Raw genomic sequence first — 24,286 nt, forward strand, 5'->3', positions numbered from 1 at the left:
GCTTCACGGTCATTGGACATGAGGTCCAGTCGGCGTAGTTCAAGGCAATAGCAGGAAATGTCGCAGGAGGTGCAGGGATGCACAGGAAACAGGGGGGCATGACGCTTCTGGAAGTGCTGTTGGCGATAGTCGTGGTGGCTGTGGGCATATTCGCCTCAGCCGCGTTGCAGCTTAAGGCATTGCAAGCGACCGACAGTGCGCGCAGCGAAGGGCAAGCTGCGTTGGCGGCGCACAGCGAACGCGAGCGGAACCGGCCATGAAGCGCATGCAGGTCGGCTTCGGGTTGCTGGAGGTAATGCTGGCGCTGGCAATCGGGCTCATGGTGCTGGTGGCTACCAGTCAGCTGTTCGTTTCCGCTCATCAAACATGGCGGCTTCAAGGCGCGGCGTTGCGCCTTCAGGATGATGCACGCCTGGCGTTGCTGCGCATGGCCCAAGATATCCGAATGGCGGGCATGTTCGGTTGCTTACGATTGAAGCCCGATGACTTCATGGACCCGCTTGCCCGGCAGGCATTCGCGCAGCCACTGGTGATCAGGGCGTCCAGCCTGGAGATGGTGGTCGCTGAGTCAGCGGGGTACGCAGGGAAGCCGGATTGGACATTGCTGACGGACTGTCGTGATGAAGCAGTCGTGTACGAAAATCCTCCTTCGCAAACGGGTGCGGTCATGGCGGTGCGGATTACGCGTCATCGCTACGAGCTGCGCAATTCAATCCTCTACTTCAACTCTCAGCCGCTCGCCAACCAGGTGCGTGAGATGCAGGTGACGCAAGTTGATGTGCCCGAGGGGGGAAGGGTAGATCTGCAACTGACGTTGTTTGAACCGACACTGCAACTTGAGCAGCGGCATGAAATAAGCGTGGCCCTGCGCAATCCGGTTTCCAGCCCATGAACCGTCAACGCGGAATGGTTCTGCTGCTGTCGCTGGTGCTCAGCCTGCTGCTGGCTTTGCTTGGCGCATCAGCCTTACGCGATGCACTGATCGAAACGCGAATGACCGGTGCCATGAATGATGGCCTGCAGGCGTTCGAACAAGCAGAGACCGTGTTGCTGGCTGGCGTCGATGAACTGCAACGCTCACCCCCGGAGCAGTGCAGCGACTGCCAAGCTCCTTCACGACCACACGATCTGCAAGGGCAATGGCAGAAAATCAAGGGAGGCTACTTTCACCTGCAGAACCTGGGTGAAACCGAACGTGCGGCGCATATCCCCGAGGGCGAGAAGGTCACCTTGTACCGAATAACAGCCGTCAGCCAGCAACTGGCAGCCCGCCAGGTCCTGGAAGCCGTCTATGCCATTTCAACCGCTCAACCACAAGCCCCCCAGCGCATCCTCTGGCGGCAAAGACTGAGGGAGGACTGACATGCAGCAAGGTATGACCCTGATCGAGCTGTTGATTGTCGTGGCCGTGACCGGCATTCTGGCAGCCATTGCCTACCCCAGTTACAGCGACCAGCTCAGGCGAGCCGCACGCAGCGAAGTGGTTGGCCTGCTGCATGACGCTGCCCTGCGCCTGGAGCGCCACCGCGTGCGCACCGGCCAGTACGCCGAGGGCGACCCGCAGCTGCCCGCCGGTAACCGTCATTACAGCCTTCAGGCCCAACGCGGCAGCGACACCTTCGCGCTGACCGCCCGCCGGCTGCCCGATGGCCTGATGGCCGATGATCGCTGTGGCGACTTCCAGCTCGACCAGGCCGGTGTGCAGAGCAATCCGGGTGCCGCTCAAAGCCGCGAGCGCTGCTGGGGAAGCTGAAGGTTGAATGGTGCCCAGGCATCGCGGATTTACTTCAGGTGTTGGATCGACAGATGAGCAAGCAAGTAGTGGTGGTCGGCGGCGGGGTGATCGGCCTGCTGACCGCGTTCAACCTGGCGGCGAAGGTCGGCCAGGTGGTGGTGTGTGACCAGGGTGAGGTTGGCCGCGAGTCCTCATGGGCTGGCGGCGGTATCGTCTCGCCGTTGTACCCCTGGCGCTACAGCCCGGCGGTGACCGCCCTGGCGCACTGGTCGCAGGATTTTTATCCACAGCTGGGCGAGCGTCTGTTCGCAACAACGGGTATCGACCCTGAGGTGCACACCACTGGCCTGTACTGGCTCGACCTGGACGACGAAGCCGAGGCGCTGGCTTGGGCCGAGCGTGAGCGGCGTCCACTTAGTGCTGTGGATATCTCGGCCGCCTACGACGCGGTGCCGGTACTTGGCCCTGGTTTCAAACATGCGATCTACATGGCTGGCGTAGCCAACGTGCGTAACCCGCGGCTGGTGAAGTCGCTCAAGGCGGCGTTGCTGGCACTGCCCAACGTGACCTTGCGCGAGCATTGCCAGGTCAGTGGCTTCGTTCATGAGAACGGGCGCGTGGCTGGCGTACGGACGGCTGACGGAGTGCTCAAGGCAGATGAAGTGGTGCTCAGTGCCGGTGCCTGGAGTGGTGACCTGCTGCATACCCTGGGGCTCGAACTGCCGGTCGAGCCGGTGAAGGGCCAGATGATACTGTTCAAGTGCGCCGAGGACTTCTTGCCGAGCATGGTGCTGGCCAAGGGGCGCTATGCGATCCCACGCCGAGATGGGCACATTTTGGTGGGCAGTACGCTGGAGCATGCCGGCTACGACAAAACCCCGACCGAGGACGCGTTGGCCAGCCTCAGGGCTTCGGCCATCGAGCTGCTGCCAGAGCTGAAGGATGCCACCGTGGTGGGGCACTGGGCCGGACTGCGGCCGGGTTCGCCTGAAGGCATCCCCTACATCGGGCCGGTGCCAGGGCATGATGGCTTGTGGCTGAACTGCGGGCATTACCGCAACGGGCTGGTGCTGGCGCCGGCTTCGTGTCAGCTGTTTACCGACCTGCTGACCGGGGCCGAGCCGATCATCGATCCGGCGCCTTATGCGCCAGACGGGCGTTTGGGCTGAGATTGCCGGGCCCGCTGTGCGGGCCTTACGCGACACAAGGCCGCTCCTACAAGAGTCCGCGATCCCTGCAGGAGCGGCCTTGTGCCGCGAAACGGCTGCAACGCAGCCCCAATTTCACCAAGCTAAACGATCACCGCGATTGGCCAGGCCCTTGCTGCAAGTGCGCCTGGCTGCAATACCAGTCATTCCCCTGGTGCAGCGCCCGGTCATTGGGCAGGTGCACGCCGCAGTGGGCGCAGCGCACCATCTTCAGTGGCGCATCGAGCTTGGGCTCGGGGTGCGACTGCTGGCTGACTTTGAACTTGCGCCACAGCCAGAACGCGGCGGCGATCAGGGCGATCCAGAAAAGTAGGCGAACCATGGTGTCCAGCTTGTTGGTTGTAGAAGCCGACAGTCTAGGACGCGGGCATAAAAAAAGGGAGGCCTCTGGCCTCCCTTTCTCATGTCACCTGGATCAGTCGAACAGACCAAAGGTCATGTAACTGAACCACGAGCGGTCTTTCTCGGCTTCCTTCGGGCCTGCCGGCACGATCGGGTCGCCGTTCTCGTCCTTCGGCAGCAGCTCTTGCGGCATCTCGTCGCGCGCGTCCTGGAACTGCTTGACCACGTCTTGGTTGGCGCGGGTTTCGCCCGGCGGCAACGGAGTTTCGGTCTCGATCAGGCCCAGGGTGGCCTTGGACAGCCAGCCGCGGCCGTCGGACTCGGTCTGCTTGGGCTGGAACTGGCCGTCGACCAGGCTTGGGTGGTCGGGATAGTTGAGCTTCAGGGTTTCCAGGCTGGTGGCAGCCAGTTCGTCCAGGTGCATCTTCTGGTACGACTCGACCATCACGGCCAGGCCGTCGCCGACCGATGGCGTTTCCTGGAAGTTCTCGACCACGTAGCGGCCACGGTTGGCAGCGGCTACATAAGCCTGGCGGCTCAGGTAGTAGTCGGCCACGTGGATTTCGTAGGAGGCCAGGAGGTTGCGCAGATAGATCATGCGCTGCTTGGCGTCCGGGGAGTAACGGCTGTTGGGGAAGCGGCTGGTCAGCTGAGCGAACTCGTTATACGAGTCACGGGCGGCGCCCGGGTCACGCTTGGTCATGTCCAGCGGCAGGAAGCGCGCCAGCAGGCCGCGGTCCTGGTCGAACGAGGTCAGGCCCTTCAGGTAGTAGGCGTAGTCCACGTTCGGGTGCTGCGGGTGCAGGCGAATGAAGCGCTCGGCAGCCGATTTGGCGGCCTCGGGCTCGGAGTTCTTGTAGTTGGCGTAGATCAGCTCGAGCTGCGCCTGGTCGGCGTAGCGGCCGAACGGGTAGCGTGACTCCAGGGCCTTGAGCTTGTTCACGGCACTGGTGTAGCTGGAGTTGTCCAGGTCAGCCTGAGCCTGTTGATACAGCTCGGCCTCACTGAGGTTCTCGTCAATGACTTCCTTATTGGAGGAACAGGCCGCGGTGAGCCCGAGGATGGCGATCAGCAGCAGGTGTTTCACTTGCATGGCGGCTTGCGTCCCTTTGACGGCCGCTGTCTTGGGCGGTGCCGTCCTGTTATGATGAGCGCCCCGGCCAACCCCGGGACAAAAGAAGCCGTATTTAACCACAAGCTCGCAGCCGAAACCAAAGGCTGTGCGCCCGCCGAATCGAGCATGTCCGAGATCATTCAACTTAGCGCAGAGGTACCGTCCGAACTGGGCGGTCAACGCCTCGACCAGGTCGCCGCCCAATTGTTCGCCGAGTATTCGCGTTCGCGGCTTACTTCGTGGATCAAAGAGGGCCGCCTGACGGTCGATGGCGCAGTCGTGCGCCCTCGAGACATCGTCCATGGTGGTTCGCAACTTATCCTGGAAGCCGAGCAAGAGGCCCAGGGTGAGTGGATCGCAGAAGATATCGAACTGGATATCGTCTACGAAGATGAACACATCATGGTGATCAACAAGCCTGCCGGGCTGGTTGTGCACCCGGCTGCCGGGCATGCCAGCGGTACGCTGCTCAACGCGCTGCTGCACCACGTGCCAGATATCGTCAACGTACCGCGCGCCGGTATCGTTCACCGCCTGGACAAAGACACCACCGGCCTGATGGTGGTGGCCAAGACCTTGCAGGCGCAGACCAAGCTGGTCGAACAGATGCAGGCCCGTAAAGTCAGCCGCATCTACGAGTGCATCGTGATCGGCGTAGTGACCGCTGGCGGCAAGATCGATGCCCCGATCGGCCGCCACGGTGGCATGCGCCAGCGCATGGCAGTCACCGACGGTGGCAAGCCGGCGGTCAGCCACTACCGCGTACTCAAGCGCTTCCGTTCGCACACCCACGTGCGGGTGAAGCTGGAAACCGGCCGCACCCACCAGATTCGCGTGCACATGGCCCACGTTGGTTTCCCGCTGGTGGGCGACCAGACCTACGGCGGGCGCTTCCGCATTCCGCCGGCTGCCAGCCCAACCATGGTCGAGGCGGTGAAGACCTTCCCGCGCCAGGCGCTGCATGCGCGTTTCCTGGCGTTGGCTCACCCGATCACCGGTGAAATCATGAAGTGGGAGTCGCCATTGCCGGATGACTTCGTCTGGTTGCTGTCGCTGCTCAACCAGGACCGCGAGAGCTTTATCGGATGAACGGCCTGACGCAGTCGCTGCTGATCCCCGACTGGCCAGCCCCGGCCTCGGTTCGCGCCTGTGTCACTACCCGTGAGGGCGGTATCAGCCTGCCGCCTTACGAAACCTTCAATCTCGGCGATCACGTGGGCGATGACCCGGTCGCGGTCGCCGAGAACCGCCGTCGCCTCAGCGACGCCTTCACCCTCCAGCCAGCCTGGCTCAAGCAGGTGCATGGCCTGGTGGTGGCGGATGCCGACCCGGCCGTGGTGGCCGAAGCCGATGCCAGCTGGACTGACCAGCCGGGCATTGCCTGTGCCGTGATGACTGCCGATTGCCTGCCAGCGCTGTTCTGCGACCGCGCCGGTACTCGCGTGGCCGCAGCCCATGCCGGCTGGCGCGGGCTGGCGGGCGGCGTGCTTGAGGCCACCCTCGATCGCCTGGCGCTGGCGCCTGAAGAGGTGCTGGTGTGGCTCGGGCCGGCCATTGGCCCCAAGGCCTTCGAGGTCGGGCTGGAAGTGCGCGATGCCTTTACCGCTGTGCATCCTGAAGCGGCCAGGGCGTTTGTCGACGGTGAGCGGCCAGGCAAGCTGATGGCTGACATCTACGAGCTAGCACGCATTCGGCTGGCGGCGCGTGGGGTGACTGCGGTTTATGGCGGTGGCTACTGCACGGTCAGTGATGCCCGCTTCTTCTCTTATCGCCGCACACCCAAAGGTGGGCGCTTCGCCTCGCTGGTGTGGCTCGACCCGCAGTAATCCAGAAAGCTGACACCGGTCAACCCCGCTACGCTTGAATCTTCCAGAATCAGCCTTATCTATAAGGTCATCTCAGGCAGGTTTCTTCATAAACAGGCGCTGTCCATCGCTCCGACCTGCCCTTTAAAGGAAGGTACACCATGCGAATAGACCGTTTGACCAGCAAGCTTCAGCTTGCAATATCCGATGCCCAATCCCTGGCCGTTGGCATGGACCACCCAGCCATCGAGCCCGTGCACCTGTTGCAGGCACTGCTCGAGCAGCAGGGCGGTTCGATCAAGCCACTGCTGATGCAGGTTGGATTCGACATCAACAGCCTGCGCCAGGCATTGGTGAAAGAACTCGACCAGTTGCCGAAAATCCAGAACCCTACCGGTGACGTGAACATGTCGCAGGATCTGGCGCGCCTGCTCAACCAGGCTGACCGCCTGGCCCAGCAGAAGGGCGACCAGTTCATTTCCAGCGAACTGGTGCTGCTCGCCGCCATGGACGAGAACAGCAAGCTCGGCAAGCTGCTGCTCAGCCAGGGCGTAAGCAAGAAGGCCCTGGAAAACGCCATCAACAACCTGCGCGGCGGCGCGGCGGTGAATGACGCCAACGCCGAAGAATCGCGCCAGGCCCTGGACAAGTACACCGTCGACCTGACCAAGCGCGCTGAAGAAGGCAAGCTCGACCCGGTGATCGGCCGTGACGACGAAATCCGCCGCACCGTGCAGGTGCTGCAACGTCGTACCAAAAACAATCCGGTGCTGATCGGTGAGCCTGGCGTGGGTAAAACCGCCATCGCCGAGGGCCTGGCCCAGCGCATCATCAACGGTGAAGTGCCCGATGGCCTTAAAGGCAAGCGCCTGCTGGCGCTGGACATGGGTGCGCTGATCGCCGGTGCCAAGTACCGCGGCGAGTTCGAAGAGCGCCTCAAAGGCCTGCTCAACGAGCTGTCCAAGCAGGAAGGCCAGATCATCCTGTTCATCGACGAACTGCACACCATGGTCGGCGCCGGCAAAGGCGAGGGCGCCATGGACGCCGGCAACATGCTCAAACCGGCGTTGGCCCGTGGCGAGCTGCACTGCGTCGGCGCCACCACGCTCAACGAGTACCGCCAGTTCATCGAGAAGGACGCGGCGCTGGAGCGTCGCTTCCAGAAAGTGCTGGTGGAAGAGCCGAGCGAGGAAGACACCATCGCCATCCTGCGTGGCCTGAAAGAGCGCTATGAAGTGCACCACAAGGTGGCCATCACTGACGGTGCGATTATTGCCGCGGCCAAGCTCAGCCACCGTTACATCACCGACCGCCAGCTGCCGGACAAGGCCATCGACCTGATCGACGAAGCGGCCAGCCGCATCCGCATGGAGATCGACTCCAAGCCGGAAGTGCTCGACCGCCTCGACCGTCGCCTGATCCAGCTGAAGGTGGAATCCCAGGCGCTGAAGAAAGAAGAAGACGAGGCGGCCAAGAAGCGTCTCGAGAAGCTCACTGAGGAAATCGAGCGGCTGGAGCGCGAGTACTCCGACCTGGAAGAAATCTGGGCGTCGGAAAAAGCCGAAGTACAGGGCTCTGCGCAGATCCAGCAAAAGATCGAGCAGGCCCGCCAGGAGCTGGAAGCCGCCCGTCGTAAAGGCGACCTGAGCCGCATGGCCGAGCTGCAATACGGGGTGATCCCGGACCTGGAGCGCAGCCTGCAGATGGTCGACCAGCACGGCAAGACCGAGAACCAGCTGCTGCGCAACAAGGTCACCGAGGAAGAGATTGCCGAAGTAGTGTCCAAGTGGACCGGCATCCCGGTGGCGAAGATGCTCGAAGGCGAGCGCGAGAAGCTGCTGAAGATGGAAGAGCTGCTGCACCAGCGGGTGATCGGCCAGGGCGAGGCGGTGACTGCGGTTGCCAACGCCGTGCGCCGTTCCCGTGCCGGGCTGTCCGACCCGAACCGGCCGAGTGGTTCGTTCCTGTTCCTCGGCCCGACCGGCGTGGGCAAGACCGAGCTGTGCAAGGCGCTGGCCGAGTTCCTGTTCGACACCGAAGAGGCCATGGTGCGCATCGACATGTCCGAGTTCATGGAGAAACACTCCGTGGCTCGTCTGATCGGCGCCCCACCAGGCTATGTCGGTTATGAAGAGGGCGGTTATCTGACCGAAGCGGTACGCCGCAAGCCGTACTCGGTGGTGCTGCTGGATGAGGTGGAGAAGGCTCACCCGGATGTGTTCAACGTGCTGCTGCAGGTGCTCGAAGACGGCCGCCTGACTGACAGCCATGGCCGCACCGTGGACTTCCGCAACACGGTGATCGTGATGACCTCCAACCTGGGCTCGGCGCAGATCCAGGAGCTGGTGGGTGATCGCGAAGCGCAGCGTGCGGCGGTGATGGATGCGGTGGGTTCGCACTTCCGTCCGGAGTTCATCAACCGCATCGACGAAGTGGTGGTGTTCGAGCCACTTGGCCGCGAGCAGATCGCCGGTATCACCGAGATCCAGCTTGGTCGCCTGCGCAGCCGCCTGCTCGAGCGCGAACTGTCGTTGAGCCTGAGCCCGGAAGCCTTGGACAAGCTGATCGCCGTGGGTTACGACCCGGTGTATGGCGCACGGCCGCTGAAGCGGGCGATCCAGCGCTGGATCGAGAACCCGCTGGCGCAGCTGATCCTGGCTGGCAAGTTCTTCCCGGGAGCGGCGATTACCGCCAAGGTGGAAGGCGACGAAATCGTCTTTGCCTGATCACTGCTGCAAATGAGCCCCGCTTCGGCGGGGCTTTTTTGTGTCCGCCTGTGAGGGTCCCTTCGCGGGGCAAGCCCGCTCCTACAGGAGATCACATTACCCTGTAGGAGCGGGCTTGCCCCGCGAAGGGGCCCTCACAGGCCCAGCAAATCCGGGCCTTTCCGGGCATTCGAGATAACCCCCTGAAATTTTTGAAATTTCTGCTTGCATCTAAAATCGAGTGCCCCTAATATACGCCGCGTTGTCAGGCACTAAGCGAATCACCAGCAACACAGGTGACCGCAAAACAACTTACAAATCAGTAAGTTGAATGAAAAAAAGTGGTTGACAAGCAAAACGAAGAATGTAGAATAGCCGGCCTCAGCAGCGACAACGCGAAAGCGAAGAAGCCAAAGAGTCCGAAGCTAACACAAGCTTCGAAGTGGTAAAGATGTACCGAAGTTCAGTTCCGCGATAGCTCAGTCGGTAGAGCAAATGACTGTTAATCATTGGGTCCCTGGTTCGAGTCCAGGTCGCGGAGCCAATCTCGGGGTGTAGCGCAGTCCGGTAGCGCGCCTGCTTTGGGAGCAGGATGTCAGGAGTTCGAATCCCCTCACCCCGACCATTTTCCGGGTCGTTAGCTCAGTTGGTAGAGCAGTTGGCTTTTAACCAATTGGTCGTAGGTTCGAATCCTACACGACCCACCATGTAAAAAGGGGCATCTCGATTGAGGTGCCCTTTTTTTTAAGTAAGACCTCGGGGTGTAGCGCAGTCCGGTAGCGCGCCTGCTTTGGGAGCAGGATGTCAGGAGTTCGAATCCCCTCACCCCGACCATTTTCCGGGTCGTTAGCTCAGTTGGTAGAGCAGTTGGCTTTTAACCAATTGGTCGTAGGTTCGAATCCTACACGACCCACCATGAACAAAGGGCATCTCGCATGAGATGCCCTTTTTCTTTTGCCTCGGAAAAAAGGCAAAAAGAAGGGCCGCCTGAGCGACCCTCCCTTTCCAATCAGTGCAGCTTCAGGCGCGGCTCAGTGCCTCGACCAATCTTGCTGCCCAGCATCATCAACGCCGTGCGGAAGAACCCATACAGCGCCATCTGGTGCATGCGGTACAGCGACACGTAGAACATCCGCGCCAGCCAGCCCTCTAGCTTCACGCTGCCCATCAGGTTACCCATCAGGTTGCCCACCGCGGAGAAGCGCGACAGCGACACCAGCGAACCGTAATCCTTGTACGCGTACGTCGGCAACGCTTTGTTCTCCAGGCGCGCCTTCAGGCTCTGCGCCAGCATCGAAGCCTGCTGGTGCGCGGCCTGGGCCCGTGGCGGCACGTTTCGGTCGCTACCTGGTTGCGGGCAGGCGGCACAGTCACCGAAGGCGAAGATGTTGTCGTCGCGGGTGGTCTGCAGGGTAGGGCGCACCACCAGCTGGTTGATGCGGTTGGTTTCCAGGCCGTCGATGTCCTTGAGGAAGCCCGGCGCACGGATGCCCGCAGCCCACACCTTGAGGCTGGCCTGGATCACTTCACCGTCTTTGGTCTTCAGGCCATCCTCGGTCACTTCGCTGACCGCAGCGTTGGTCAGCACCTTCACCCCGAGTTTTTCCAGGGTCTTGTGCACCGGCACGCTGATGCGCTCTGGCAGCGCAGGCAACACGCGCGGGCCCGCCTCGATGAGGGTGATGTGCATGTCCTTGGGCTGGATGCGGTCCAGGCCGTAGGCTGCCAGTTCGTGGGCCGCGTGGTGCAGCTCGGCCGCCAGCTCCACACCGGTGGCACCGGCGCCGACGATGGCCACGCTGATCTGCTCGCTGGCCACGTCGCCGGCGTGGGCACGCAGGTAGTGGTTCAGCAGCTGCTGGTGGAAGCGCTCGGCCTGCTTGCGGGTGTCGAGGAACAGGCAGTGCTGTGCCGCGCCCAGGGTGCCGAAGTCGTTGGTGTTGGAGCCGACGGCGATCACCAGGGTGTCGTAGCCCAGGGTGCGCGCAGGCAGTAGCTCGCGGCCCTCTTCATCGAGGGTGGCGGCCAGCTGGATCTGCTTGCCTTCACGGTCCAGGCCGCTCATGCGCCCCAGCTGGAAGTTGAAGTGATTCCACTTGGCCTGGGCCACGTAGTTCAGTTCGTCTTCCGAGGAGTTCAGCGAGCCGGCGGCCACTTCGTGCAGCAGGGGCTTCCAGATGTGCGTGAGGTTGGCGTCGACCAGGGTGATCTCGGCCTGCTTGCGCTTGCCCAGGCTTTTACCCAGGCGGGTCGCCAGTTCCAGGCCGCCGGCGCCGCCGCCGACAATCACGATGCGATGAGTCATGGGGATATCTCATAAGGTTTACGGAATTCGTGGCCCCAGGGGCCGGCCGCACACGGCGTGATAACAGGGCGAGCGCGAAGCAGCTCATAGCACCAGTTCACTCAGCAGGCGGCTGATCAGACCCAACCCGATGGTCACGGCCAGTACCAGCACAAGGAGCAGCCAGGGCCGAAAAGGCCGGCGCTCGACTTGGTGCTGGGGGGCTCGCAGATACTCATCGACACGACGCTGATCTTCTGGATTCAGGCGGCTGGTCATGGTGGACCTCGTCAGGTAGACGTTTGTGACTGCACGAACGCCACAGCGTTCATGCAAGCGGGTCAAACAAATGATAATGCTTTCTATCCCTGGCGCCGAGTTTACGCCATCGCAAAGACTCTCGGCAGTGGATCAAAGACTGATGCCCACGTCGAAGACAATGCTGCGCCCCAGGTTGCCGCGCAGAAAGTCCGGGGCATCGGGGTGGGCGAACAGCACCCGGGCGAAGGTCGGCCCGACCAGCGACAGCGAGCGCCAACCCTGGCGCAGGTATTCGGTGGGCGGCGGGAAGTGGGTGTTGAGGTCGAGCACTTCGCGCTTGAGGCTGGCGAAGGCGATGATGTCCAGCTCGCTCAGGTCCAGCCCGCGCTCGCGGTAGTTGTGCGCCTTCTTGCGCAAGGTCGGCGCCAGGCGCCCGAGCAGCTCGGCGGCGGCGATGCGCCGCGGGCGCGCTTCGCGGCGCACCAGTTGGGCCAGGGAAAACGCACTGCGCCGGCGCTGCAGCTCTTCACGCCACTCGTCGTTCAATCTGCGGCCTTCGTCGAGCACGAAAAACACCTCGAATGCCGCATCGCGGAACAGCACGTCCGGTGGCTCCTGTCCGGCCGGCGTGAAGTCCTCGCTGCGGTAAGGGATGTTCAGCCCTTGCAACAGGCGCTGGCACACCCACCGCTCCCGCTCCCACTTGCGGGCGTTGGAGAGAAAGGCGTTGGCTTGTTCGGCCTGGATGGTAAGCAGGCGCAGGTAGTCTGAGTCATCCATGGGAACAAGCTTAGCCCTAATCGATGACGGTAAGATGCTGTTTGTGCGTGGGAAACGGAGCAGGGTGTAGACTCGGTTTATCCACACGGCCGAAAGGGATATGTCCCAGGTGATCAGCGCGCAGGTTTTATCCACAACCAGCCTGGCCATAGGCTGGCTTGGCTACGTGCCTTTGCTGATCTGGGCAGCCAGCCGCACGCGCTGGGTCGAGCTGGTGACCGACCGACGCCGCCAGCACCTTTTGTTTGGCACGGTGTTCTGCCTGTTTACCTTATGGCTGGTCAGGCGCGATTTCGACACGGGGGTGTCGTACCACTTCATCGGCATGACGGCGGTGACCTTGCTGCTGGACTGGCCGCTGGCTGTTCTGGGCGGTTTCCTCGCCCAATTGGGCTTGCTGGCGCTGGGGCGGCAGGACCTCGCGGCGCTTGGGGTCAATGGCTTGCTGCTGGTGGGCTTGCCGGTGCTGATCACCGAGGTGTGCGCGATCCTGGTCGAACGGGCACAGCCGCGAAACCTGTTCGTCTATATCTTCTGTTCGGGGTTCTTTCCGGCTGCGCTGACGGTGTTGATTTGTGTGCCGGTGGCGTTAGGGGTGTTATGGCTGGATGGCCGCTTTGCGATGCCGGAGTGGCTCAGCGATTTTATCGGCTACCTGTGGTTGATGATGTTCCCGGAGGCGTTCATCAACGGCATGGTGATCAGTGCGCTGGTGGTGTTTTGCCCGGAGTGGCTGGAGACATTTAACCGAACCCGGTATTTGCAGGCGCCGTGGAAGGATGATGAGCGCTGAGAATTGTATTGGCAGTGCCGGCCTCTTCGCGGGTAAACCCGCTCCCACAGGAACTGCGCAGCATTCAGAAGCGATGCGATCCCTGTGGGAGCGGGTTTACCCGCGAAGAGGCCAGTTCAGGCCACCAAAAAATCTGGTCAGTGCCGCGGCCCCAGTTCCTCGGAAAACAGCTCATCCTCGGCATCCGGCGCCACCGGAATCTTGTGCTCTTCGGCCGCCCAGGCGCCCAGGTCGATCAGCTTGCAGCGGTCGGAACAGAACGGCCGGAACGCATTTTTCTCGTTCCATTCCACAGGTGCGCCACAGGTCGGGCAATCGACGGTCAATGGCTGGCTCATGGCTGGCCTCCTCGTAAAGTCAGATAAAAGTGGTGCAGGCGGTCAATCTGCTCATGCAGCGCGGCAAGGTCGCCGTGATTAACCACCACATCGTCGGCATGGCCCAGGCGTTCTTCCCGGCTCAATTGGGCCTTGAGAATGGCCTGCACCTGCTCAGGGCTGGTGTTGTCACGTGCCAGGGTGCGCGCCACCTGCAGTTCCTGCGGCACATCGATCACCAGCACGCGCTGGACCTTCTGGTACTGGCCCGACTCGATCAGCAACGGCGACACGTACACCGCATAAGGCGACTCGGCCTTAGCCAGGTAGCTGAAGATCTCCTGCCCGATCAGCGGATGCAGCAATTGCTCCAACCACTTGCGTTGGGCCGGGTCCGCAAAGATCAGCTGGCGCAGGGCAGCACGATCAAGCTGGCCATCGTCCAGCAGCACGCCAGGGCCGAAGCGCTCGACGATGCTGGCCAGTGCGGGGCGACCGGGCTCGACCACCCAGCGCGCCGCTTGGTCGGCATCGACCAGGTGCACGCCGAGTTCGACGAAGCGCTCGGCAGCGGCGCTCTTGCCGCTGCCAATACCGCCGGTCAAGCCGAGAATCCAGGGGGTGAAGGCCTTGGTGGTCATCACATTCCAAACAGTTGCAGGTAGAAGGCGTACATTTCATCACCCCAGAGCACAGCAATCCACCCCGCAATGGCCAGATAAGGGCCAAAAGGTATGGCCGTACCCACGGATTGCCTGCGCACGCGCAGCAGGCACAGGCCCGCCACAAGGCCGATCACCGACGACAGCAGCAAGGTTACCGGCAATACCTGCCAGCCGCCCCAGGCGCCGATCAATGCCAGCAGCTTGAAGTCTCCATAGCCCATGCCTTCCTTGCCGGTGACCAGCTTGAATACCCAGTAGACCGACCACAGGCTCAGGTACCCGGCCACCGCGCCCCACAGCGCATCTGGCAACGGCACCACGGTGTTGAAGGCATTGACGATCAAGCCCAGCCACAGCGTTGGCAAGACGATGACATCGGGCAGAATCTGCTGGTCATGGTCGATCAGGCTCACTGCCAGCAGGCTCCAGGTCAACAGCAGCAGTGCCAGCGCCTCCACACCAGCGCCGGAATGCCAGGCCACCCCCATCGACAACAGCGCACAGCCCAGCTCGACCAGTGGATAACGCGCACTGATCGGCTGCTTGCATGCCGAACAGCGCCCGCCCAATGCCAGGTAACTCAGTACCGGGATGTTCTCCCAGGCGCGGATCGCGTGCTTGCAATGCGGGCAGTGGGAGGCGGGGAGGGACAGGTTGAAACGTTCGTGCTCGGTGGTCGGCAGGCCCAGCACCTCCTGCGCCTCACGCTGCCACTGGCGCTCAAGCATGATCGGCAGGCGATGCACTACCACATTGAGGAAACTGCCCACCAACAGGCCGAGCACAGCCGCCAGGGTGATGAAGTACGCCGGCTGCTCGGCCAGCAAAGTCCATGAAGTCATGTTCAGATCAAGCTACCCAACTGGAAGATCGGCAGGTACATCGCCACTACCAGGCCACCGACCAGCAAGCCCAGGATCAGCACGATGGCCGGCTCCAGCAGGCTGGTCAACTGGTCCAGCGCCTGGCTGACCTGTTCCTCGTAATGGCTGGCGGATTTTTCCAGCATCTGGTCCAGCGTACCGCTGGATTCACCGATGGCGGTGAGCTGTACCAACAATGGCGGAAACAGCGGTTCATTGGCCATCGCCTGATTCAGCGCCTGCCCGTTGGCCATTCCCTGACGCAAGCGTTGCACCGCCTGCTCGTGCAGGTCGTCGCCGCAGGCCTTGGCCACGGTGACGAGTGCATCCAGCAACGGCACTCCAGCAGCATAGGACGTGGCCAGGGTGCGAGCGAAGCGCGCCAGGGCCGCTTGGCTCAACAGCCTGCCGAAGACAGGAAGGCGCAAAGCCTGTGCAGTTATCCACAGGCGTGCTGGCGCATGCTTCTGATACAGCCGGGTCAAGGCGAGTCCCAAGCCAACCCCTGTTATCAACAACAGCGGCGCATAGCGCCCCAGCCCTGTGGACAAGTCGATCACCCACTGCGTGAAGGCCGGCAGCGCTGCATCGAAACCAGCAAACAGGCTCTCGAAACGCGGAATCACCTCCAGCAACAACACCGCCGAAACCCCCAACCCGGTCAGCAGCAACAGCAGCGGATAGAGCATCGCCTTGCGCACCCGCTTACGCAGCACCTGGCGCTGCTCCAGCATCCCCGCCAGTTGTTCCAACTGTCGATCGAGCGTGCCGGACTGCTCGCCCACGCGAATCAGGTTGCAGTACAACCCATCGAACCACGTCGGGTGGCGCTGCAGCGCATCCGCCAGCCCCAGCCCCGAGGCCACATCCCGTTTCAATTTATCCAGCAAGGCAGCCTGCCCCGCACTGCAGCCACTACGGCCCATCACCTCGAAGGCCTGCAACAGTGGCACTCCAGCCTTGAGCAAGGTCGCCAGCTGCCGGCTGAAGCCCGCCGGGTCGGTCTTTTCCGGCGCCTTCGGCAAACGCCATTCAAACCCGCCGGCCGCCCGCAGGCTGGCCACGTGAATGCCCTGGCGCTGCAAGCCGGCCCGCGCATAGGCCGGGCTGCGCCCGCTGACCTGGCCGCTGACTGTTGCACCATTGGCATCGGTACCGCGCCAGGTATAGAGGTGTGTGGATGGCTTCATGCAAAGGTCCTTTTCTGCCCTTGCGACAAGCCTGGAAACAGCTTGCCGCGTCCATGAGCGGGCGTACGTCCGTGATGCTCACTAGAGTAGTTCAGCGAAGGTGACGCCCTAGTGGGTAGGGGTGACAAAAGGTGTCTGTTCAGGCCTACTGCGCCGCTGCCAGCTGGGGTCGAGCCTGAACTCCACACGTACACGTATCAAAAAGGAAATCGTTCATGAAAGGGCAACGCGGTATCACCCTGATCGAACTGATGATCGTCGTTGCGATCATCGGCATTCTGGCGACCATCGCCCTCCCGATGTATACCAACCACCAGTCCCGCACCAAGGCTGCTGCCGGGTTGCTGGAGATCAGCGCGCTGAAGACGGCGATGGAGCTGCGGTTGAATGAAGGCAAGGATGTGGGGAGTGTGGCCGAGTTGGGTGGCCAGCCGGCTACGGCGAACTGTGCGATTGCGGTGAGCAGCAAGGCGGCTGACGGGGTTGGCACGATTGCATGCACCCTGGTTGATGCGCCGACCAATGTGGTTGGCAAGAGCCTTGCCCTGACGCGCTTGCCTACTGGCTGGACCTGCACGACCGATATCGAGGAAGACCTCGCGCCGAAGGGCTGCAAAGCGCCCTGAGGGGAGGGGAATAAAGCCGGGGAAACAGGGGTTTACGCGGCGGGTGCGGCAGTGGTACGTTGCGCTACACGCCGGTGTAGCTCAGTCGGTAGAGCAGCGCACTCGTAACGCGAAGGTCGCAGGTTCGATTCCTGTCCCCGGCACCAGTAAATTCGGTCACTGCAGAGAATTCATTTCCGTCATGAATCCCGCCATGACAGCAGCCTGACAGCAAAAAAGCCTCGCGCAGTTTCTACTGGTGGGGCTTTTTTTATGATTATCCTTAATGAATTTAGGGCTGTTCCGCCATGAGAAACCCTTATGCCTTTGGCTTTTGGTGCCTCGCAGTTGCGCTCTTGCTGCTCACTACAGCGATGTTAGCCTCAGCCGCGATTAGCAACGCCGAGATGAAGGACATAATCGCTGCCGTAGCCGCCTGGTCCACCGCTGCACAAGCTATTACGTCGCTCGCGCTAGTCATTTTCGCAATGCTGGGTTTCACAATGTGGAAGCGCCAAGTCAGATACGAAAAAGGGATGAACGTGATTTGGACTGCGATGGCGGCGCTTCACAGGGTTGACGTTAGCTTTCAGCGCGTGGCTACCGAACTACTGGTGTCAGGCACGCCTGTCGATTTCGAGGTCCTGACCTATTTGAACGAAAGGGCGTTAGGGGGCTATCTCAAGGAGCTTGAGGATCAATGTGTTTGGATGGATAAGATTGTGGCCGATAATGAGTGGGAGTGGGTCAATCACGCCGAGCTGCTCCGCTCGCACGTGATTCACTATCTGGTTGAGTATCGGGACAGTCCGCCAGCGAGTTCCGGCTTAGAGTTTGTCAAAGCCATGGCCCCACGAACCGATGCGTTGCAAAAGGCTCATGCTGGATTCAAAGAGGAAAGCTCTATCATGACTAGAAAGCTCCGAGCTCTCAAAGAAACCTACGACGCATAGTGTTCCGTGAGGCTGCCGGCCTCCAGACTTGTCTCGATCAGTCGTTGACTCGCTTCCCTTTTTCCGCCATTAGCTCGGCAAATTGGGTCCATGACAGCTTGAGCTTGTGCTGAGCACCTCTCGGCTTCCAGTCGATCGACCCTTGGCTGATTAACAGCTCACCAAGCTTCGCATCGTCCTTCCTGATTTCTATCTCTACGTCTTTACGCTGAACCAGCTTCGTGTGCAGCGTTAAGTTTACTTCATGCTTAGCCATCGCCTGTCCTTGATCCTTGAAAAGGGCCGCAATGATAGCAATATGATGCATCAGGGGGCGATGCTTTCCCGGATGCGAAGCACTGTGGTTGTGGAGCAGTTGGCGTGCCTGGCCGTCCCCCTGATACCCAAGCCGGCGCCCAGTAATTCCTTGACCCGCTTGTGCAGCTCCTCATCCACCGGGCGCCCCAGATACTTGCCGGCCGCTTTTGCCTTCTGGATACCCTGGGCCTGGCGCTCGCGGCGCTGCTCGTAGTCCTTCCGGGCGATCGCGGCCATCATCTCCACCAACATCGAGTTGATCGCGGCCAGCATCCGGCCGGTGAACTCGTCGCCTTGCGTGTCACGCATACCTTGATGGCTGGTGGGCAGGTCAAGCGCGACGATGCGCAGGCCCTTGGCGTCGATCGCGCCCTTGAGCTTGGCCCAGTCATCAGCGGGGAGGCGGGAGAGGCGGTCGATGGATTCGACCAGGAGCACATCACCCTTGCGGGCATCCTTCAGCAGGCGAAGCAATTCAGGCCGATCCGCAGCGGCGCCGCTGGCGTTCTCCAGGTACTCGCAGGCGATGACCTTGTTATGGTCGCTGGCGAACTTTTCCAGGGAGGCTCGGGCGCGGCCGGCGTCTTGCTCGTCGGTGGATGCTCGGAGGTACGCGCGGATGAACATAGTGCAACCTGTATCAGTTAGGGTGTTGTCCTAATACTGTTGCATTTTGGGTGATACTTATCAAGCGGAAAGGCCGATAAAGGCTCAAATTGCCCGTATCAGCCTAGGCATACCCATGGTGAGATGCTGTGCGTGCGGTATGCTCTAGACGAATATCGCCTGAGGAGCCATAAATGGATCAAGCTGAAGCGCTGTCTAAGGAATACCTGCGTCGTCAGGGATTTACTACCATTGAATTTGAGCCTGACGGCAATGTTCCACCGGACTTTGTATGTGATGGTCGCGTAGCAGTAGAGGTCCGTAGACTCAACCACCACCATACATCCTCGGGGCAGCATCCCGAGGCGCTTGACAAGAAAGGAATCGCCCTATGGAACCATGTGAAACGTGCACTTCTTGAGCTAGGGCCACCTACATCTGGTCGAAGCTGGTGGTTGAGCTATTCGCTCAAAAGGCCTGTTCCTGAGTTCAAACGCCTGCCCAGCTTGCTTAAGAAATCTTTGCTAGATTTTCGACATGAGCCACGGGAGGGGCGGCAAGTAATCGAGGTGACAGAGGGATTTCGGATAACGCTAACTCCGGCTGAAGTAGCCCATGATTTGCAATTTGTTTTTGCATCTGCATCCGATAGAGACAGTACCGGGTGGTTGTTCGAGATGATGCAGACCAATCTTCAGTTATGCATTGACGAAAAAGCGCTCAAGATAGCAAAGGTGCAGGAGAGATACGGTCAGTGGTGGCTCATCTTGGTAGACATGATTGCTATGGGTTTAAGCAAATTTGATCAGGAGTTATTCGCGGATGCTGTACAGATCGAAAGACGCGGCTGGGATAAGATCATCTTGATTGATCCCAGAGATCCTGGCCGCTCCTTCGAGATATAAACTACGTTGACCCGACTTACGTCTTGTCTTCTGCGCGAACCGAGGCGGAGATAACTGCCCCGCCCCAGCGCCGCTCTCCGATGCAGATAGGGACAGGGTTGCCGCTGGCGGTGGTGTTTTTGGCGCTGCCGAACGCGTAACTAGGAAGGTTTTCCGGTGCTCCGCTCTGAGAGAGGCCACCAGCCTGCGGGCTAAGCATTTGAATTACGCCACCCGCTGTTGATCCAATACCTGCGGCAAGGACGGCCGGCTGAGACCCTGGCGCGACAAAAAACGACGCGACGATCAGCGCTACCCCGATGATGGTTTGCAGAACTCCTGCCCGTTTGCTGCCCTGGATCACAGGCACGAACCAAAGCTCCCGAGCGCCACCCAGGTCTAGTTCATCCTGCCCGATGTTTTTGCCATTTTTGAAAATCGCGAACCGCAGCCCTCGACTTTCAGCATCGGCCACATCTTGGGCGAAGCCCGGATAGTTCACGTCGATCGCTTTTACCGCTTCCCTCGTGTCGCCCCGGTCCAACAGAAAACACTGCTTCTTGAAGTATTTTTTCCGAAGAAAGCCTAGTAGGCGAATTTTGGTCTTTGGGGTGTAGTGAGCTGCTGTAGCTGCCATGGGTTAAGCCCTCGATGCGCCGGCCGCGCTTGGTTTGGGGGTGTCGACACCGATCAGTTCGGCAAGGATCATGCGAGCAGCCATCGCATCCTCTCGGATGGCCTTTTCATACAGGGGGTTCGGATTCCAGGCTGCGCAGTGAAAGGTCACTTCGGCACGAGCGCATTTGCGCTCTGGTGTTGCTTGCCAAAGCTCCTCTGCGATCTTCGCCTCTTCCTCGGTGAAGTACGGGCCATCGAAGTCCTTACGCCCGCCCTTCACAATGTCGGACACGTTCCAGACCTTGTAACCGGCCACCATTGTTGGGTGCTCTTCAAAGTCTGTGCTCTTGCACGCCTCGCTGAATCGATCTTTGTAGCTCATCAGGCCGTCTCCCCAGAGGTCTGGTGCTTCATCCGGTCAGCCATCTCAGGCGGAAGAGGGGTGTTGCTTGGCAGTTCCAGCGGAATCGGCTTGAGCCACTCGATCAGGTCCACCAGGCCCTGGCTCACCTTAGTCAGGAAACCGATCTCTGCCGTCTTGCTGTCAAGCTCGACCCCGGCCCGGATTACGTCATGGCCCAGGGTCTGGACCATGTGCAACAGGTCGCGCATACCACCCGCCAGGCGGCCCAGCGTCAGCACGGCATCAGCGTGATGGACTGCAATGCCGGCCGCGCCGAGCTGAATCAGCTGTTGGCTGGTGAATCCGCTGAGGCGAGCGGGGCCGCGCAGGATGGCTGCGGTGATGCGTTGTTCACGACCCAGGCGAATCTCGCTCATCAGCTCAGATCGCTCTTTGGAGTTCAGGTCATAGACATAGGCTCTGCATTCGGCGTCCATCGCGGCGCCCGCCGCATCAGTCGCGGCAAGGGGCTGGACTGGCAACAGGTGGGTAGACGCGAAGGTGTGAAGGTTGATCGCTGTCTCTGCGATGCTGGGAAGAGCCGCTTTTGCAGCGTCGGCGAAGAGGGTGTAAGCGTCGAGCGACTGACGGGCTTTGGCAGCAGTGGTCAGATCGACGTTCTCGCGGATTCGCTGAGCCTTGGCGAGCGCGGCCTCGTGCTGATCCATGATCAAGTTCTGCAGGCGCATAAGTGGGCCTACGTTCGGCCAGAGCGCCCACTTGGTGCCTGGCAGGTTCTGACCTTGGTACTGGACGAAGTCGTTTACGAAGGCGCTCGCGTCGCCGATGCGGGTGAGGGTGCCTACAGCGTGATTCAGTTGCATGGTTCGATCCCTTTTTGGGTGGTTTTCTGCTCTGCCTCCAGTTCGGAGAACAGGGTTGCTAGGTCGTTTGTCTTGGCGCCGCTTCCGCCGGCGGCCGCCGCGCTTAGCTCATCCATGATCTTGCTGATCTCCATCACGGTCTGGTCCTCGCTCAGGGTAGAGACCTGCCTGCGCAGGCCATCAATGCGCTTCCGTGTACTCATGGCGTGCCTCGATGGCTTGTTGATAGAGGGCGGCCGCGTAATCGGGAATGGAGACGCCTGCCGGGAGCTGTTCGGCCGTAACCGCTCTAGGTGAGGGGAATGTCATATCGAGAAGGCCGGCCGGGCTCCTGCGACCCAGCCGCTCGGTCTTTCGGGCGTGCTGGACAATCGCCAGGGCTAGTTCCTCTGCCTGAGCGCTGCTTATCGCCGAGAAGGGGAAGAAGAACGATGCGGGACGCCCCTGGACGCGATATGCCAGGACGTGGCCCGTGTTGTCAGGGAAATCCATCTGCCCGGCGGATGCGTCCACAACAGTCAGCGTCACCAGGTGTACCGGCTCCTCATCTGCTCCAATGATTGCTGCCAGGCGTTTCACCTCGGAACGAAGGCTGCGCGCATTCATCGCTGCATCTCCTCGATCTGCTCCCGCAGCTCTTCGACGGCTTTCTGCAGCTCCTCGACTTCAATCACCTTGGCAACGGAGCTGAGGGCTTCGATCAGGTGCCGCCCTTGATCCGGCGGCAACTCGCCGGAAGCGATGGCCCGCAGGATGGATTTCGCCGCGCTGGGCAGGTCGGAGTCATCCAGGTCGAACAGCACGGGCTCAGAGGTGGCTTTGATTGGCGGCACCAGGCGTTCAAGGATCAACCGGCACGCCTGCATATCGCCCTTCTTGGCTGCGGCCATGACCTTCTTGGTCACCGCCTCTGCGCCCTCTGCGAGCTTCGCGCGGATGGCTTGCGTTTGGCCCGAGCGCCCGCCAGGGTTGCCGGAATGGCCTGGCTTGAACTGCCCGCGAGCACTGCGCTCTGGCTGATTAACCGACTCGTGCAAGACCGCCCTCCATCGAGAAGGCCGGCTTGTTCTCGGCAAGGGCGATCAGCAGTGCGTTTGCTTCGATGTGGCCCTGCTCAGCGGCAGTGCGAAGGCGCGTCCAGGCGGCGGAAATCTCTGCCTTGGTGGGCCGTACCTGCTGGCCGCGCAGCTTCGTAGGCGTAGTCATATGGGGTCCTCAAATAGAGACTTTGAGAACTCACATTAGGGCTGATCTGAGCGCATAACCAGTGTTTTATGGGTGCACCCCAGGTGCTACACGCAACGGGACACAACGGGACGAATAGGCCTAGATTTCAGGCGTTCCGGATGGCTATTTTCGTTGCACTTAGTTGCGTTGACCCTAAGTGATACGTCTCTCGCATGACTTGCAAGGGAAGTGGCGCAGGAGGCGAGGAAACTACGAAGGTTTCGTAGTAAGGAGTTGCTGTCTCAGCATCACCCAGGTGGTGACACAGGTCCGCACCGCTGGTGGAAACCTCGCGCCACAAAATGAGGAGGTTCGGTTTCGTGGCGCACGAATTACCAGAATGCCGGCAGTTTCGAGGTGTTCCACCAGTGGTGAGAAACAACCCCAATTGCTGGGTAGTTACCGGCTCCTCATTTTTGAGGACACCCCGGCCACCAGGTGAACGAATCGTTCACCCCTCCCAACTTTCCCCATTGGGGGATGTTCCCCCAGCGGGGGAGCACACAGGCGGTTCAGGGCGGGCGATTTCAAATCTGACCCACATCCATTGGGGGCTGGGCTAGATGCCGGAAAAAACCGGAATCTAGTGCACCATCCGGCCTGGCTGCAGCGATGTGGGATTTTCTCACTTCGAGGGAATGGGCTTATCCCTACACCTTGGGCAACTCTGCCCGGCAGCAGAATTGAAAGGGGGTCGCACTTCGATGACCTCGTGGCTCAAAAGTGAGCCACGATCACAATTACCTGCTCCGGCCTGCTGTCAGGCCTGCAGGTCCGAATCAGACGATCTGGTCTGTCTCGGCTTGTTCGGACTTCAAATCCAGAAGTTGGCGAGCCAAGCCGGAATCACGGCTTAGCCAAAGCGGGAATTCCCGCCCAGGCCTTTTACGAGATGGTCGCGAAAGGGCATCGGCTGGAGGCTCAGCCGATCTCCAGTGTGTCGATTCCTACACAGTGTGGCGTTTTCCACACAGTGGAGCGCTCAGAGACCAAATCACCTCACTGAGACTAAACGGGCTCACTCACCGAGATGACCAGAATCAGTTGAGTCGATCGATATTGGTAGTTTCGTGCCGGGTGAATGGCGGTCATTGGTCGCGGAAACATGTATTTCCGGTAGTAATGACCAGATCGGGTGACCGGGAGCCAGGCGGGCACATCCCGATGCGCTCAGATCTGAGCACACCTCCCGGCCTGGCAATGCCCTCAGATTTCAGGGCATCTCCGTCTCGGAGACACCTTTGCCACAAGCCTGCTGTTTTCCCGCGTCCTTGGTTGCTGGTTTTCCCCAAACTGGCCACCTGGGCATTGTGAGCAGCTTTGCTCACATCTCGCCGGCCCGCTCCCGCAGAGATCCGTCCAGCTTTGGACATACCGCCCGGTCCATCCAGTTCTGGATACATCCTCAATTTGAGGAAGAGTCGATTTGGCCCCTGGTAACGCTGCCGGCGTTATCCGTTCATCGGGGCTGCAAAATAATTTCACCCTGCTGCTTGCGTTTGTACTAACGGTGATCCATTATGGCCTAACGTTAGTACAAACGAGGTTGGAGATGACCAAGGAAAAGCAGCCCTCGATGCCTAAGACGAGCACAGAGCGGCAGAAGGAATACAAGGCCCGCAAGCTCGCAGACGGGTTTAAGCACACCAGCATATGGATTCACACTGAAACGGAGCAGGAAGGGCGCCAGGCGGCGCTAGACGGTAAGCCACTCAAGCCCCAGGGGAGCAAAGACCCCATCAGCTGGGCAATCGGGTGGCTGAACGAGAAAGGCAAGCAGTAAAGGGTGGGATTCCCCCACATTTGA

Annotated in this window: 31 protein-coding genes and 6 tRNA genes; 19 read left to right on the forward strand and 18 right to left on the reverse strand. The window is 60.7% G+C overall.

Annotated features, from left to right (window positions below):
* Positions 1 to 77: 77 nt before the first annotated feature.
* The 5 genes from APH28_RS24075 to thiO are packed head-to-tail and all read left to right on the forward strand — an operon-like array spanning position 78 to position 2,904.
* Positions 78 to 260, forward strand: a complete 183-nt coding sequence (locus APH28_RS24075; RefSeq protein WP_060512979.1) for a prepilin-type N-terminal cleavage/methylation domain-containing protein — start codon at positions 78 to 80, stop codon at positions 258 to 260.
* Complete coding sequence (locus APH28_RS24080) at positions 257 to 892, forward strand: PilW family protein (protein WP_060512980.1); 636 nt, start codon at positions 257 to 259, stop codon at positions 890 to 892. Before APH28_RS24075 ends, APH28_RS24080 begins: the two co-directional genes overlap by 4 nt.
* Complete coding sequence (locus APH28_RS24085; RefSeq protein WP_060512981.1) at positions 889 to 1,362, forward strand: hypothetical protein; 474 nt, start codon at positions 889 to 891, stop codon at positions 1,360 to 1,362. Before APH28_RS24080 ends, APH28_RS24085 begins: the two co-directional genes overlap by 4 nt.
* Position 1,363: 1 nt before the next feature.
* Positions 1,364 to 1,753, forward strand: coding sequence for a type IV pilin protein (locus tag APH28_RS24090; protein ID WP_060512982.1), 390 nt, complete (start codon positions 1,364 to 1,366; stop codon positions 1,751 to 1,753).
* A gap of 53 nt (positions 1,754 to 1,806) precedes the next feature.
* The gene (gene thiO, locus APH28_RS24095; RefSeq protein ID WP_060512983.1) at positions 1,807 to 2,904 is read left to right on the forward strand and encodes a glycine oxidase ThiO; all 1,098 of its coding nucleotides are present in this window, start codon (positions 1,807 to 1,809) and stop codon (positions 2,902 to 2,904) included.
* 130 nt (positions 2,905 to 3,034) lie between these two features.
* Here the strand turns inward: thiO and APH28_RS24100 are convergent, their stop codons facing one another.
* Both APH28_RS24100 and APH28_RS24105 read right to left on the reverse strand, forming a co-directional pair.
* On the reverse strand, positions 3,035 to 3,265 hold the full coding sequence (locus APH28_RS24100; RefSeq protein ID WP_060512984.1) for a PP0621 family protein: 231 nt from the start codon (positions 3,263 to 3,265) through the stop codon (positions 3,035 to 3,037).
* A 93-nt stretch (positions 3,266 to 3,358) separates the two neighbouring features.
* Entirely contained in the window at positions 3,359 to 4,378 is a 1,020-nt protein-coding gene (locus tag APH28_RS24105; protein WP_060512985.1) for an outer membrane protein assembly factor BamD, read from the reverse strand.
* 147 nt (positions 4,379 to 4,525) lie between these two features.
* Here APH28_RS24105 and rluD point away from each other — a divergent pair, with 147 nt between their 5' ends.
* The 8 genes from rluD (at position 4,526) to APH28_RS24145 (ending at position 9,825) form a co-directional block, all read left to right on the forward strand.
* Positions 4,526 to 5,488 carry a 23S rRNA pseudouridine(1911/1915/1917) synthase RluD gene (gene rluD, locus APH28_RS24110; protein WP_060513039.1) on the forward strand — a complete coding sequence of 321 codons (963 nt, stop codon included), beginning with the start codon at positions 4,526 to 4,528 and terminating at the stop codon, positions 5,486 to 5,488.
* Positions 5,485 to 6,225, forward strand: a complete 741-nt coding sequence (gene pgeF / locus APH28_RS24115; protein ID WP_060512986.1) for a peptidoglycan editing factor PgeF — start codon at positions 5,485 to 5,487, stop codon at positions 6,223 to 6,225. Before rluD ends, pgeF begins: the two co-directional genes overlap by 4 nt.
* A gap of 140 nt (positions 6,226 to 6,365) precedes the next feature.
* Positions 6,366 to 8,930: an ATP-dependent chaperone ClpB gene (clpB, locus tag APH28_RS24120; protein WP_060512987.1), complete on the forward strand. Its 2,565-nt coding sequence runs from the start codon at positions 6,366 to 6,368 to the stop codon at positions 8,928 to 8,930.
* 447 nt (positions 8,931 to 9,377) lie between these two features.
* Positions 9,378 to 9,453, forward strand: a tRNA-Asn gene (locus tag APH28_RS24125).
* Positions 9,454 to 9,457: 4 nt separating this feature from the next.
* Positions 9,458 to 9,534: transfer RNA gene (locus APH28_RS24130), tRNA-Pro, on the forward strand.
* A gap of 6 nt (positions 9,535 to 9,540) precedes the next feature.
* Positions 9,541 to 9,616 (forward strand) — tRNA-Lys (locus APH28_RS24135).
* Positions 9,617 to 9,666: 50 nt separating this feature from the next.
* A tRNA-Pro gene (locus APH28_RS24140) sits at positions 9,667 to 9,743 on the forward strand.
* Between the two features lie 6 nt (positions 9,744 to 9,749).
* A tRNA-Lys gene (locus APH28_RS24145) sits at positions 9,750 to 9,825 on the forward strand.
* A 93-nt stretch (positions 9,826 to 9,918) separates the two neighbouring features.
* Here the strand turns inward: APH28_RS24145 and APH28_RS24150 are convergent.
* The 3 genes from APH28_RS24150 to APH28_RS24160 all read right to left on the reverse strand — a co-directional run bounded on the left by APH28_RS24150 (position 9,919) and on the right by APH28_RS24160 (position 12,234).
* The gene (locus APH28_RS24150; RefSeq protein WP_060512988.1) at positions 9,919 to 11,214 is read right to left on the reverse strand and encodes an NAD(P)/FAD-dependent oxidoreductase; all 1,296 of its coding nucleotides are present in this window, start codon (positions 11,212 to 11,214) and stop codon (positions 9,919 to 9,921) included.
* Positions 11,215 to 11,298: 84 nt separating this feature from the next.
* The gene (locus APH28_RS24155) at positions 11,299 to 11,472 is read right to left on the reverse strand and encodes a DUF3094 domain-containing protein (protein WP_060512989.1); all 174 of its coding nucleotides are present in this window, start codon (positions 11,470 to 11,472) and stop codon (positions 11,299 to 11,301) included.
* Between the two features lie 132 nt (positions 11,473 to 11,604).
* Positions 11,605 to 12,234, reverse strand: coding sequence for a DUF1780 domain-containing protein (locus tag APH28_RS24160; protein WP_027918232.1), 630 nt, complete (start codon positions 12,232 to 12,234; stop codon positions 11,605 to 11,607).
* A 100-nt stretch (positions 12,235 to 12,334) separates the two neighbouring features.
* On the opposite strand from APH28_RS24160, the gene APH28_RS24165 reads away from it, so the two are divergent.
* Positions 12,335 to 13,027 carry an energy-coupling factor ABC transporter permease gene (locus APH28_RS24165; RefSeq protein ID WP_060512990.1) on the forward strand — a complete coding sequence of 231 codons (693 nt, stop codon included), beginning with the start codon at positions 12,335 to 12,337 and terminating at the stop codon, positions 13,025 to 13,027.
* A gap of 137 nt (positions 13,028 to 13,164) precedes the next feature.
* On the opposite strand, the gene yacG is transcribed toward APH28_RS24165, so the two are convergent.
* Genes yacG through APH28_RS24185 form a run of 4 tightly spaced genes read right to left on the reverse strand, consistent with a single transcriptional unit; the run spans position 13,165 to position 16,062 of the window.
* Positions 13,165 to 13,365, reverse strand: a complete 201-nt coding sequence (yacG, locus tag APH28_RS24170) for a DNA gyrase inhibitor YacG (RefSeq protein ID WP_060512991.1) — start codon at positions 13,363 to 13,365, stop codon at positions 13,165 to 13,167.
* Positions 13,362 to 13,985, reverse strand: coding sequence for a dephospho-CoA kinase (coaE, locus tag APH28_RS24175; protein ID WP_060512992.1), 624 nt, complete (start codon positions 13,983 to 13,985; stop codon positions 13,362 to 13,364). The genes yacG and coaE overlap by 4 nt, the downstream gene beginning before the upstream one ends.
* Positions 13,985 to 14,851 (reverse strand): A24 family peptidase, encoded by an 867-nt coding sequence (locus APH28_RS24180; RefSeq protein WP_060512993.1) that lies wholly within the window; start codon positions 14,849 to 14,851, stop codon positions 13,985 to 13,987. The genes coaE and APH28_RS24180 overlap by 1 nt, the downstream gene beginning before the upstream one ends.
* Before the next feature lie 2 nt (positions 14,852 to 14,853).
* Positions 14,854 to 16,062: a type II secretion system F family protein gene (locus tag APH28_RS24185; protein WP_060512994.1), complete on the reverse strand. Its 1,209-nt coding sequence runs from the start codon at positions 16,060 to 16,062 to the stop codon at positions 14,854 to 14,856.
* 215 nt (positions 16,063 to 16,277) lie between these two features.
* Here APH28_RS24185 and APH28_RS24190 point away from each other — a divergent pair, with 215 nt between their 5' ends.
* The 3 genes from APH28_RS24190 (at position 16,278) to APH28_RS24200 (ending at position 17,620) form a co-directional block, all read left to right on the forward strand.
* A complete protein-coding gene (locus tag APH28_RS24190) occupies positions 16,278 to 16,688 on the forward strand; it encodes a pilin (RefSeq protein ID WP_060512995.1) in 411 nt (136 codons plus the stop codon).
* Positions 16,689 to 16,758: 70 nt separating this feature from the next.
* Positions 16,759 to 16,834, forward strand: a tRNA-Thr gene (locus tag APH28_RS24195).
* Between the two features lie 141 nt (positions 16,835 to 16,975).
* Positions 16,976 to 17,620 (forward strand): hypothetical protein, encoded by a 645-nt coding sequence (locus tag APH28_RS24200; RefSeq protein ID WP_060512996.1) that lies wholly within the window; start codon positions 16,976 to 16,978, stop codon positions 17,618 to 17,620.
* Positions 17,621 to 17,657: 37 nt separating this feature from the next.
* Here APH28_RS24200 and APH28_RS24205 read toward each other — a convergent pair whose 3' ends face one another.
* Together APH28_RS24205 and APH28_RS24210 are read right to left on the reverse strand one after the other, a co-directional pair.
* Complete coding sequence (locus APH28_RS24205) at positions 17,658 to 17,927, reverse strand: hypothetical protein (protein ID WP_223623680.1); 270 nt, start codon at positions 17,925 to 17,927, stop codon at positions 17,658 to 17,660.
* Positions 17,927 to 18,544, reverse strand: a complete 618-nt coding sequence (locus APH28_RS24210; RefSeq protein ID WP_060512997.1) for a recombinase family protein — start codon at positions 18,542 to 18,544, stop codon at positions 17,927 to 17,929. The genes APH28_RS24205 and APH28_RS24210 overlap by 1 nt, the downstream gene beginning before the upstream one ends.
* Positions 18,545 to 18,717: 173 nt before the next feature.
* Between APH28_RS24210 and APH28_RS24215 the strand changes: the two genes are divergently transcribed.
* Positions 18,718 to 19,428 carry a hypothetical protein gene (locus APH28_RS24215; RefSeq protein WP_060512998.1) on the forward strand — a complete coding sequence of 237 codons (711 nt, stop codon included), beginning with the start codon at positions 18,718 to 18,720 and terminating at the stop codon, positions 19,426 to 19,428.
* Positions 19,429 to 19,444: 16 nt separating this feature from the next.
* Here the strand turns inward: APH28_RS24215 and APH28_RS24220 are convergent, their stop codons facing one another.
* The 7 genes from APH28_RS24220 to APH28_RS24250 are packed head-to-tail and all read right to left on the reverse strand — an operon-like array spanning position 19,445 to position 22,458.
* Positions 19,445 to 20,044, reverse strand: a complete 600-nt coding sequence (locus APH28_RS24220) for a tail assembly protein (protein ID WP_060512999.1) — start codon at positions 20,042 to 20,044, stop codon at positions 19,445 to 19,447.
* Positions 20,045 to 20,047: 3 nt separating this feature from the next.
* Entirely contained in the window at positions 20,048 to 20,407 is a 360-nt protein-coding gene (locus APH28_RS24225; RefSeq protein WP_060513000.1) for a hypothetical protein, read from the reverse strand.
* Positions 20,407 to 21,252 carry a hypothetical protein gene (locus APH28_RS24230; RefSeq protein ID WP_060513001.1) on the reverse strand — a complete coding sequence of 282 codons (846 nt, stop codon included), beginning with the start codon at positions 21,250 to 21,252 and terminating at the stop codon, positions 20,407 to 20,409. The genes APH28_RS24225 and APH28_RS24230 overlap by 1 nt, the downstream gene beginning before the upstream one ends.
* Positions 21,243 to 21,455, reverse strand: coding sequence for a hypothetical protein (locus tag APH28_RS24235; RefSeq protein ID WP_060513002.1), 213 nt, complete (start codon positions 21,453 to 21,455; stop codon positions 21,243 to 21,245). The genes APH28_RS24230 and APH28_RS24235 overlap by 10 nt, the downstream gene beginning before the upstream one ends.
* On the reverse strand, positions 21,433 to 21,858 hold the full coding sequence (locus tag APH28_RS24240; RefSeq protein ID WP_060513003.1) for a hypothetical protein: 426 nt from the start codon (positions 21,856 to 21,858) through the stop codon (positions 21,433 to 21,435). The genes APH28_RS24235 and APH28_RS24240 overlap by 23 nt, the downstream gene beginning before the upstream one ends.
* On the reverse strand, positions 21,855 to 22,289 hold the full coding sequence (locus APH28_RS24245; RefSeq protein ID WP_060513004.1) for a DUF5681 domain-containing protein: 435 nt from the start codon (positions 22,287 to 22,289) through the stop codon (positions 21,855 to 21,857). Before APH28_RS24245 ends, APH28_RS24240 begins: the two co-directional genes overlap by 4 nt.
* Complete coding sequence (locus tag APH28_RS24250; RefSeq protein ID WP_060513005.1) at positions 22,273 to 22,458, reverse strand: hypothetical protein; 186 nt, start codon at positions 22,456 to 22,458, stop codon at positions 22,273 to 22,275. Before APH28_RS24250 ends, APH28_RS24245 begins: the two co-directional genes overlap by 17 nt.
* A 1,573-nt stretch (positions 22,459 to 24,031) precedes the next feature.
* On the opposite strand from APH28_RS24250, the gene APH28_RS24255 reads away from it, so the two are divergent.
* A complete protein-coding gene (locus APH28_RS24255) occupies positions 24,032 to 24,262 on the forward strand; it encodes a hypothetical protein (protein ID WP_060513041.1) in 231 nt (76 codons plus the stop codon).
* Positions 24,263 to 24,286: the final 24 nt, after the last annotated feature.

Source organism: Pseudomonas sp. NBRC 111124, from assembly GCF_001320245.1.
GTDB lineage: Bacteria > Pseudomonadota > Gammaproteobacteria > Pseudomonadales > Pseudomonadaceae > Aquipseudomonas.

Excerpts from the sequence above, each read along its gene's own strand:
- clpB (WP_060512987.1), top strand. The coding sequence starts at position 6,366 with ATGCGAATAGACCGTTTGACCAGCAAGCTTCAGCTTGCAATATCCGAT.
- APH28_RS24155 (WP_060512989.1), bottom strand. The coding sequence starts at position 11,472 with ATGACCAGCCGCCTGAATCCAGAAGATCAGCGTCGTGTCGATGAGTAT.
- APH28_RS24150 (WP_060512988.1), bottom strand. The coding sequence starts at position 11,214 with ATGACTCATCGCATCGTGATTGTCGGCGGCGGCGCCGGCGGCCTGGAA.
- thiO (WP_060512983.1), top strand. The coding sequence starts at position 1,807 with ATGAGCAAGCAAGTAGTGGTGGTCGGCGGCGGGGTGATCGGCCTGCTG.
- APH28_RS24250 (WP_060513005.1), bottom strand. The coding sequence starts at position 22,458 with ATGACTACGCCTACGAAGCTGCGCGGCCAGCAGGTACGGCCCACCAAG.
- APH28_RS24240 (WP_060513003.1), bottom strand. The coding sequence starts at position 21,858 with ATGAATGCGCGCAGCCTTCGTTCCGAGGTGAAACGCCTGGCAGCAATC.
- yacG (WP_060512991.1), bottom strand. The coding sequence starts at position 13,365 with ATGAGCCAGCCATTGACCGTCGATTGCCCGACCTGTGGCGCACCTGTG.
- APH28_RS24105 (WP_060512985.1), bottom strand. The coding sequence starts at position 4,378 with ATGCAAGTGAAACACCTGCTGCTGATCGCCATCCTCGGGCTCACCGCG.
- APH28_RS24210 (WP_060512997.1), bottom strand. The coding sequence starts at position 18,544 with ATGTTCATCCGCGCGTACCTCCGAGCATCCACCGACGAGCAAGACGCC.
- APH28_RS24100 (WP_060512984.1), bottom strand. The coding sequence starts at position 3,265 with ATGGTTCGCCTACTTTTCTGGATCGCCCTGATCGCCGCCGCGTTCTGG.
- APH28_RS24230 (WP_060513001.1), bottom strand. The coding sequence starts at position 21,252 with ATGCAACTGAATCACGCTGTAGGCACCCTCACCCGCATCGGCGACGCG.
- APH28_RS24225 (WP_060513000.1), bottom strand. The coding sequence starts at position 20,407 with ATGAGCTACAAAGATCGATTCAGCGAGGCGTGCAAGAGCACAGACTTT.
- APH28_RS24185 (WP_060512994.1), bottom strand. The coding sequence starts at position 16,062 with ATGAAGCCATCCACACACCTCTATACCTGGCGCGGTACCGATGCCAAT.
- APH28_RS24080 (WP_060512980.1), top strand. The coding sequence starts at position 257 with ATGAAGCGCATGCAGGTCGGCTTCGGGTTGCTGGAGGTAATGCTGGCG.
- APH28_RS24255 (WP_060513041.1), top strand. The coding sequence starts at position 24,032 with ATGACCAAGGAAAAGCAGCCCTCGATGCCTAAGACGAGCACAGAGCGG.
- APH28_RS24205 (WP_223623680.1), bottom strand. The coding sequence starts at position 17,927 with ATGCATCATATTGCTATCATTGCGGCCCTTTTCAAGGATCAAGGACAG.
- APH28_RS24235 (WP_060513002.1), bottom strand. The coding sequence starts at position 21,455 with ATGAGTACACGGAAGCGCATTGATGGCCTGCGCAGGCAGGTCTCTACC.
- APH28_RS24075 (WP_060512979.1), top strand. The coding sequence starts at position 78 with ATGCACAGGAAACAGGGGGGCATGACGCTTCTGGAAGTGCTGTTGGCG.
- pgeF (WP_060512986.1), top strand. The coding sequence starts at position 5,485 with ATGAACGGCCTGACGCAGTCGCTGCTGATCCCCGACTGGCCAGCCCCG.
- APH28_RS24085 (WP_060512981.1), top strand. The coding sequence starts at position 889 with ATGAACCGTCAACGCGGAATGGTTCTGCTGCTGTCGCTGGTGCTCAGC.
- APH28_RS24200 (WP_060512996.1), top strand. The coding sequence starts at position 16,976 with ATGAGAAACCCTTATGCCTTTGGCTTTTGGTGCCTCGCAGTTGCGCTC.
- APH28_RS24180 (WP_060512993.1), bottom strand. The coding sequence starts at position 14,851 with ATGACTTCATGGACTTTGCTGGCCGAGCAGCCGGCGTACTTCATCACC.
- APH28_RS24165 (WP_060512990.1), top strand. The coding sequence starts at position 12,335 with ATGTCCCAGGTGATCAGCGCGCAGGTTTTATCCACAACCAGCCTGGCC.
- APH28_RS24160 (WP_027918232.1), bottom strand. The coding sequence starts at position 12,234 with ATGGATGACTCAGACTACCTGCGCCTGCTTACCATCCAGGCCGAACAA.
- APH28_RS24215 (WP_060512998.1), top strand. The coding sequence starts at position 18,718 with ATGGATCAAGCTGAAGCGCTGTCTAAGGAATACCTGCGTCGTCAGGGA.
- APH28_RS24190 (WP_060512995.1), top strand. The coding sequence starts at position 16,278 with ATGAAAGGGCAACGCGGTATCACCCTGATCGAACTGATGATCGTCGTT.
- APH28_RS24090 (WP_060512982.1), top strand. The coding sequence starts at position 1,364 with ATGCAGCAAGGTATGACCCTGATCGAGCTGTTGATTGTCGTGGCCGTG.
- rluD (WP_060513039.1), top strand. The coding sequence starts at position 4,526 with ATGTCCGAGATCATTCAACTTAGCGCAGAGGTACCGTCCGAACTGGGC.
- coaE (WP_060512992.1), bottom strand. The coding sequence starts at position 13,985 with ATGACCACCAAGGCCTTCACCCCCTGGATTCTCGGCTTGACCGGCGGT.
- APH28_RS24220 (WP_060512999.1), bottom strand. The coding sequence starts at position 20,044 with ATGGCAGCTACAGCAGCTCACTACACCCCAAAGACCAAAATTCGCCTA.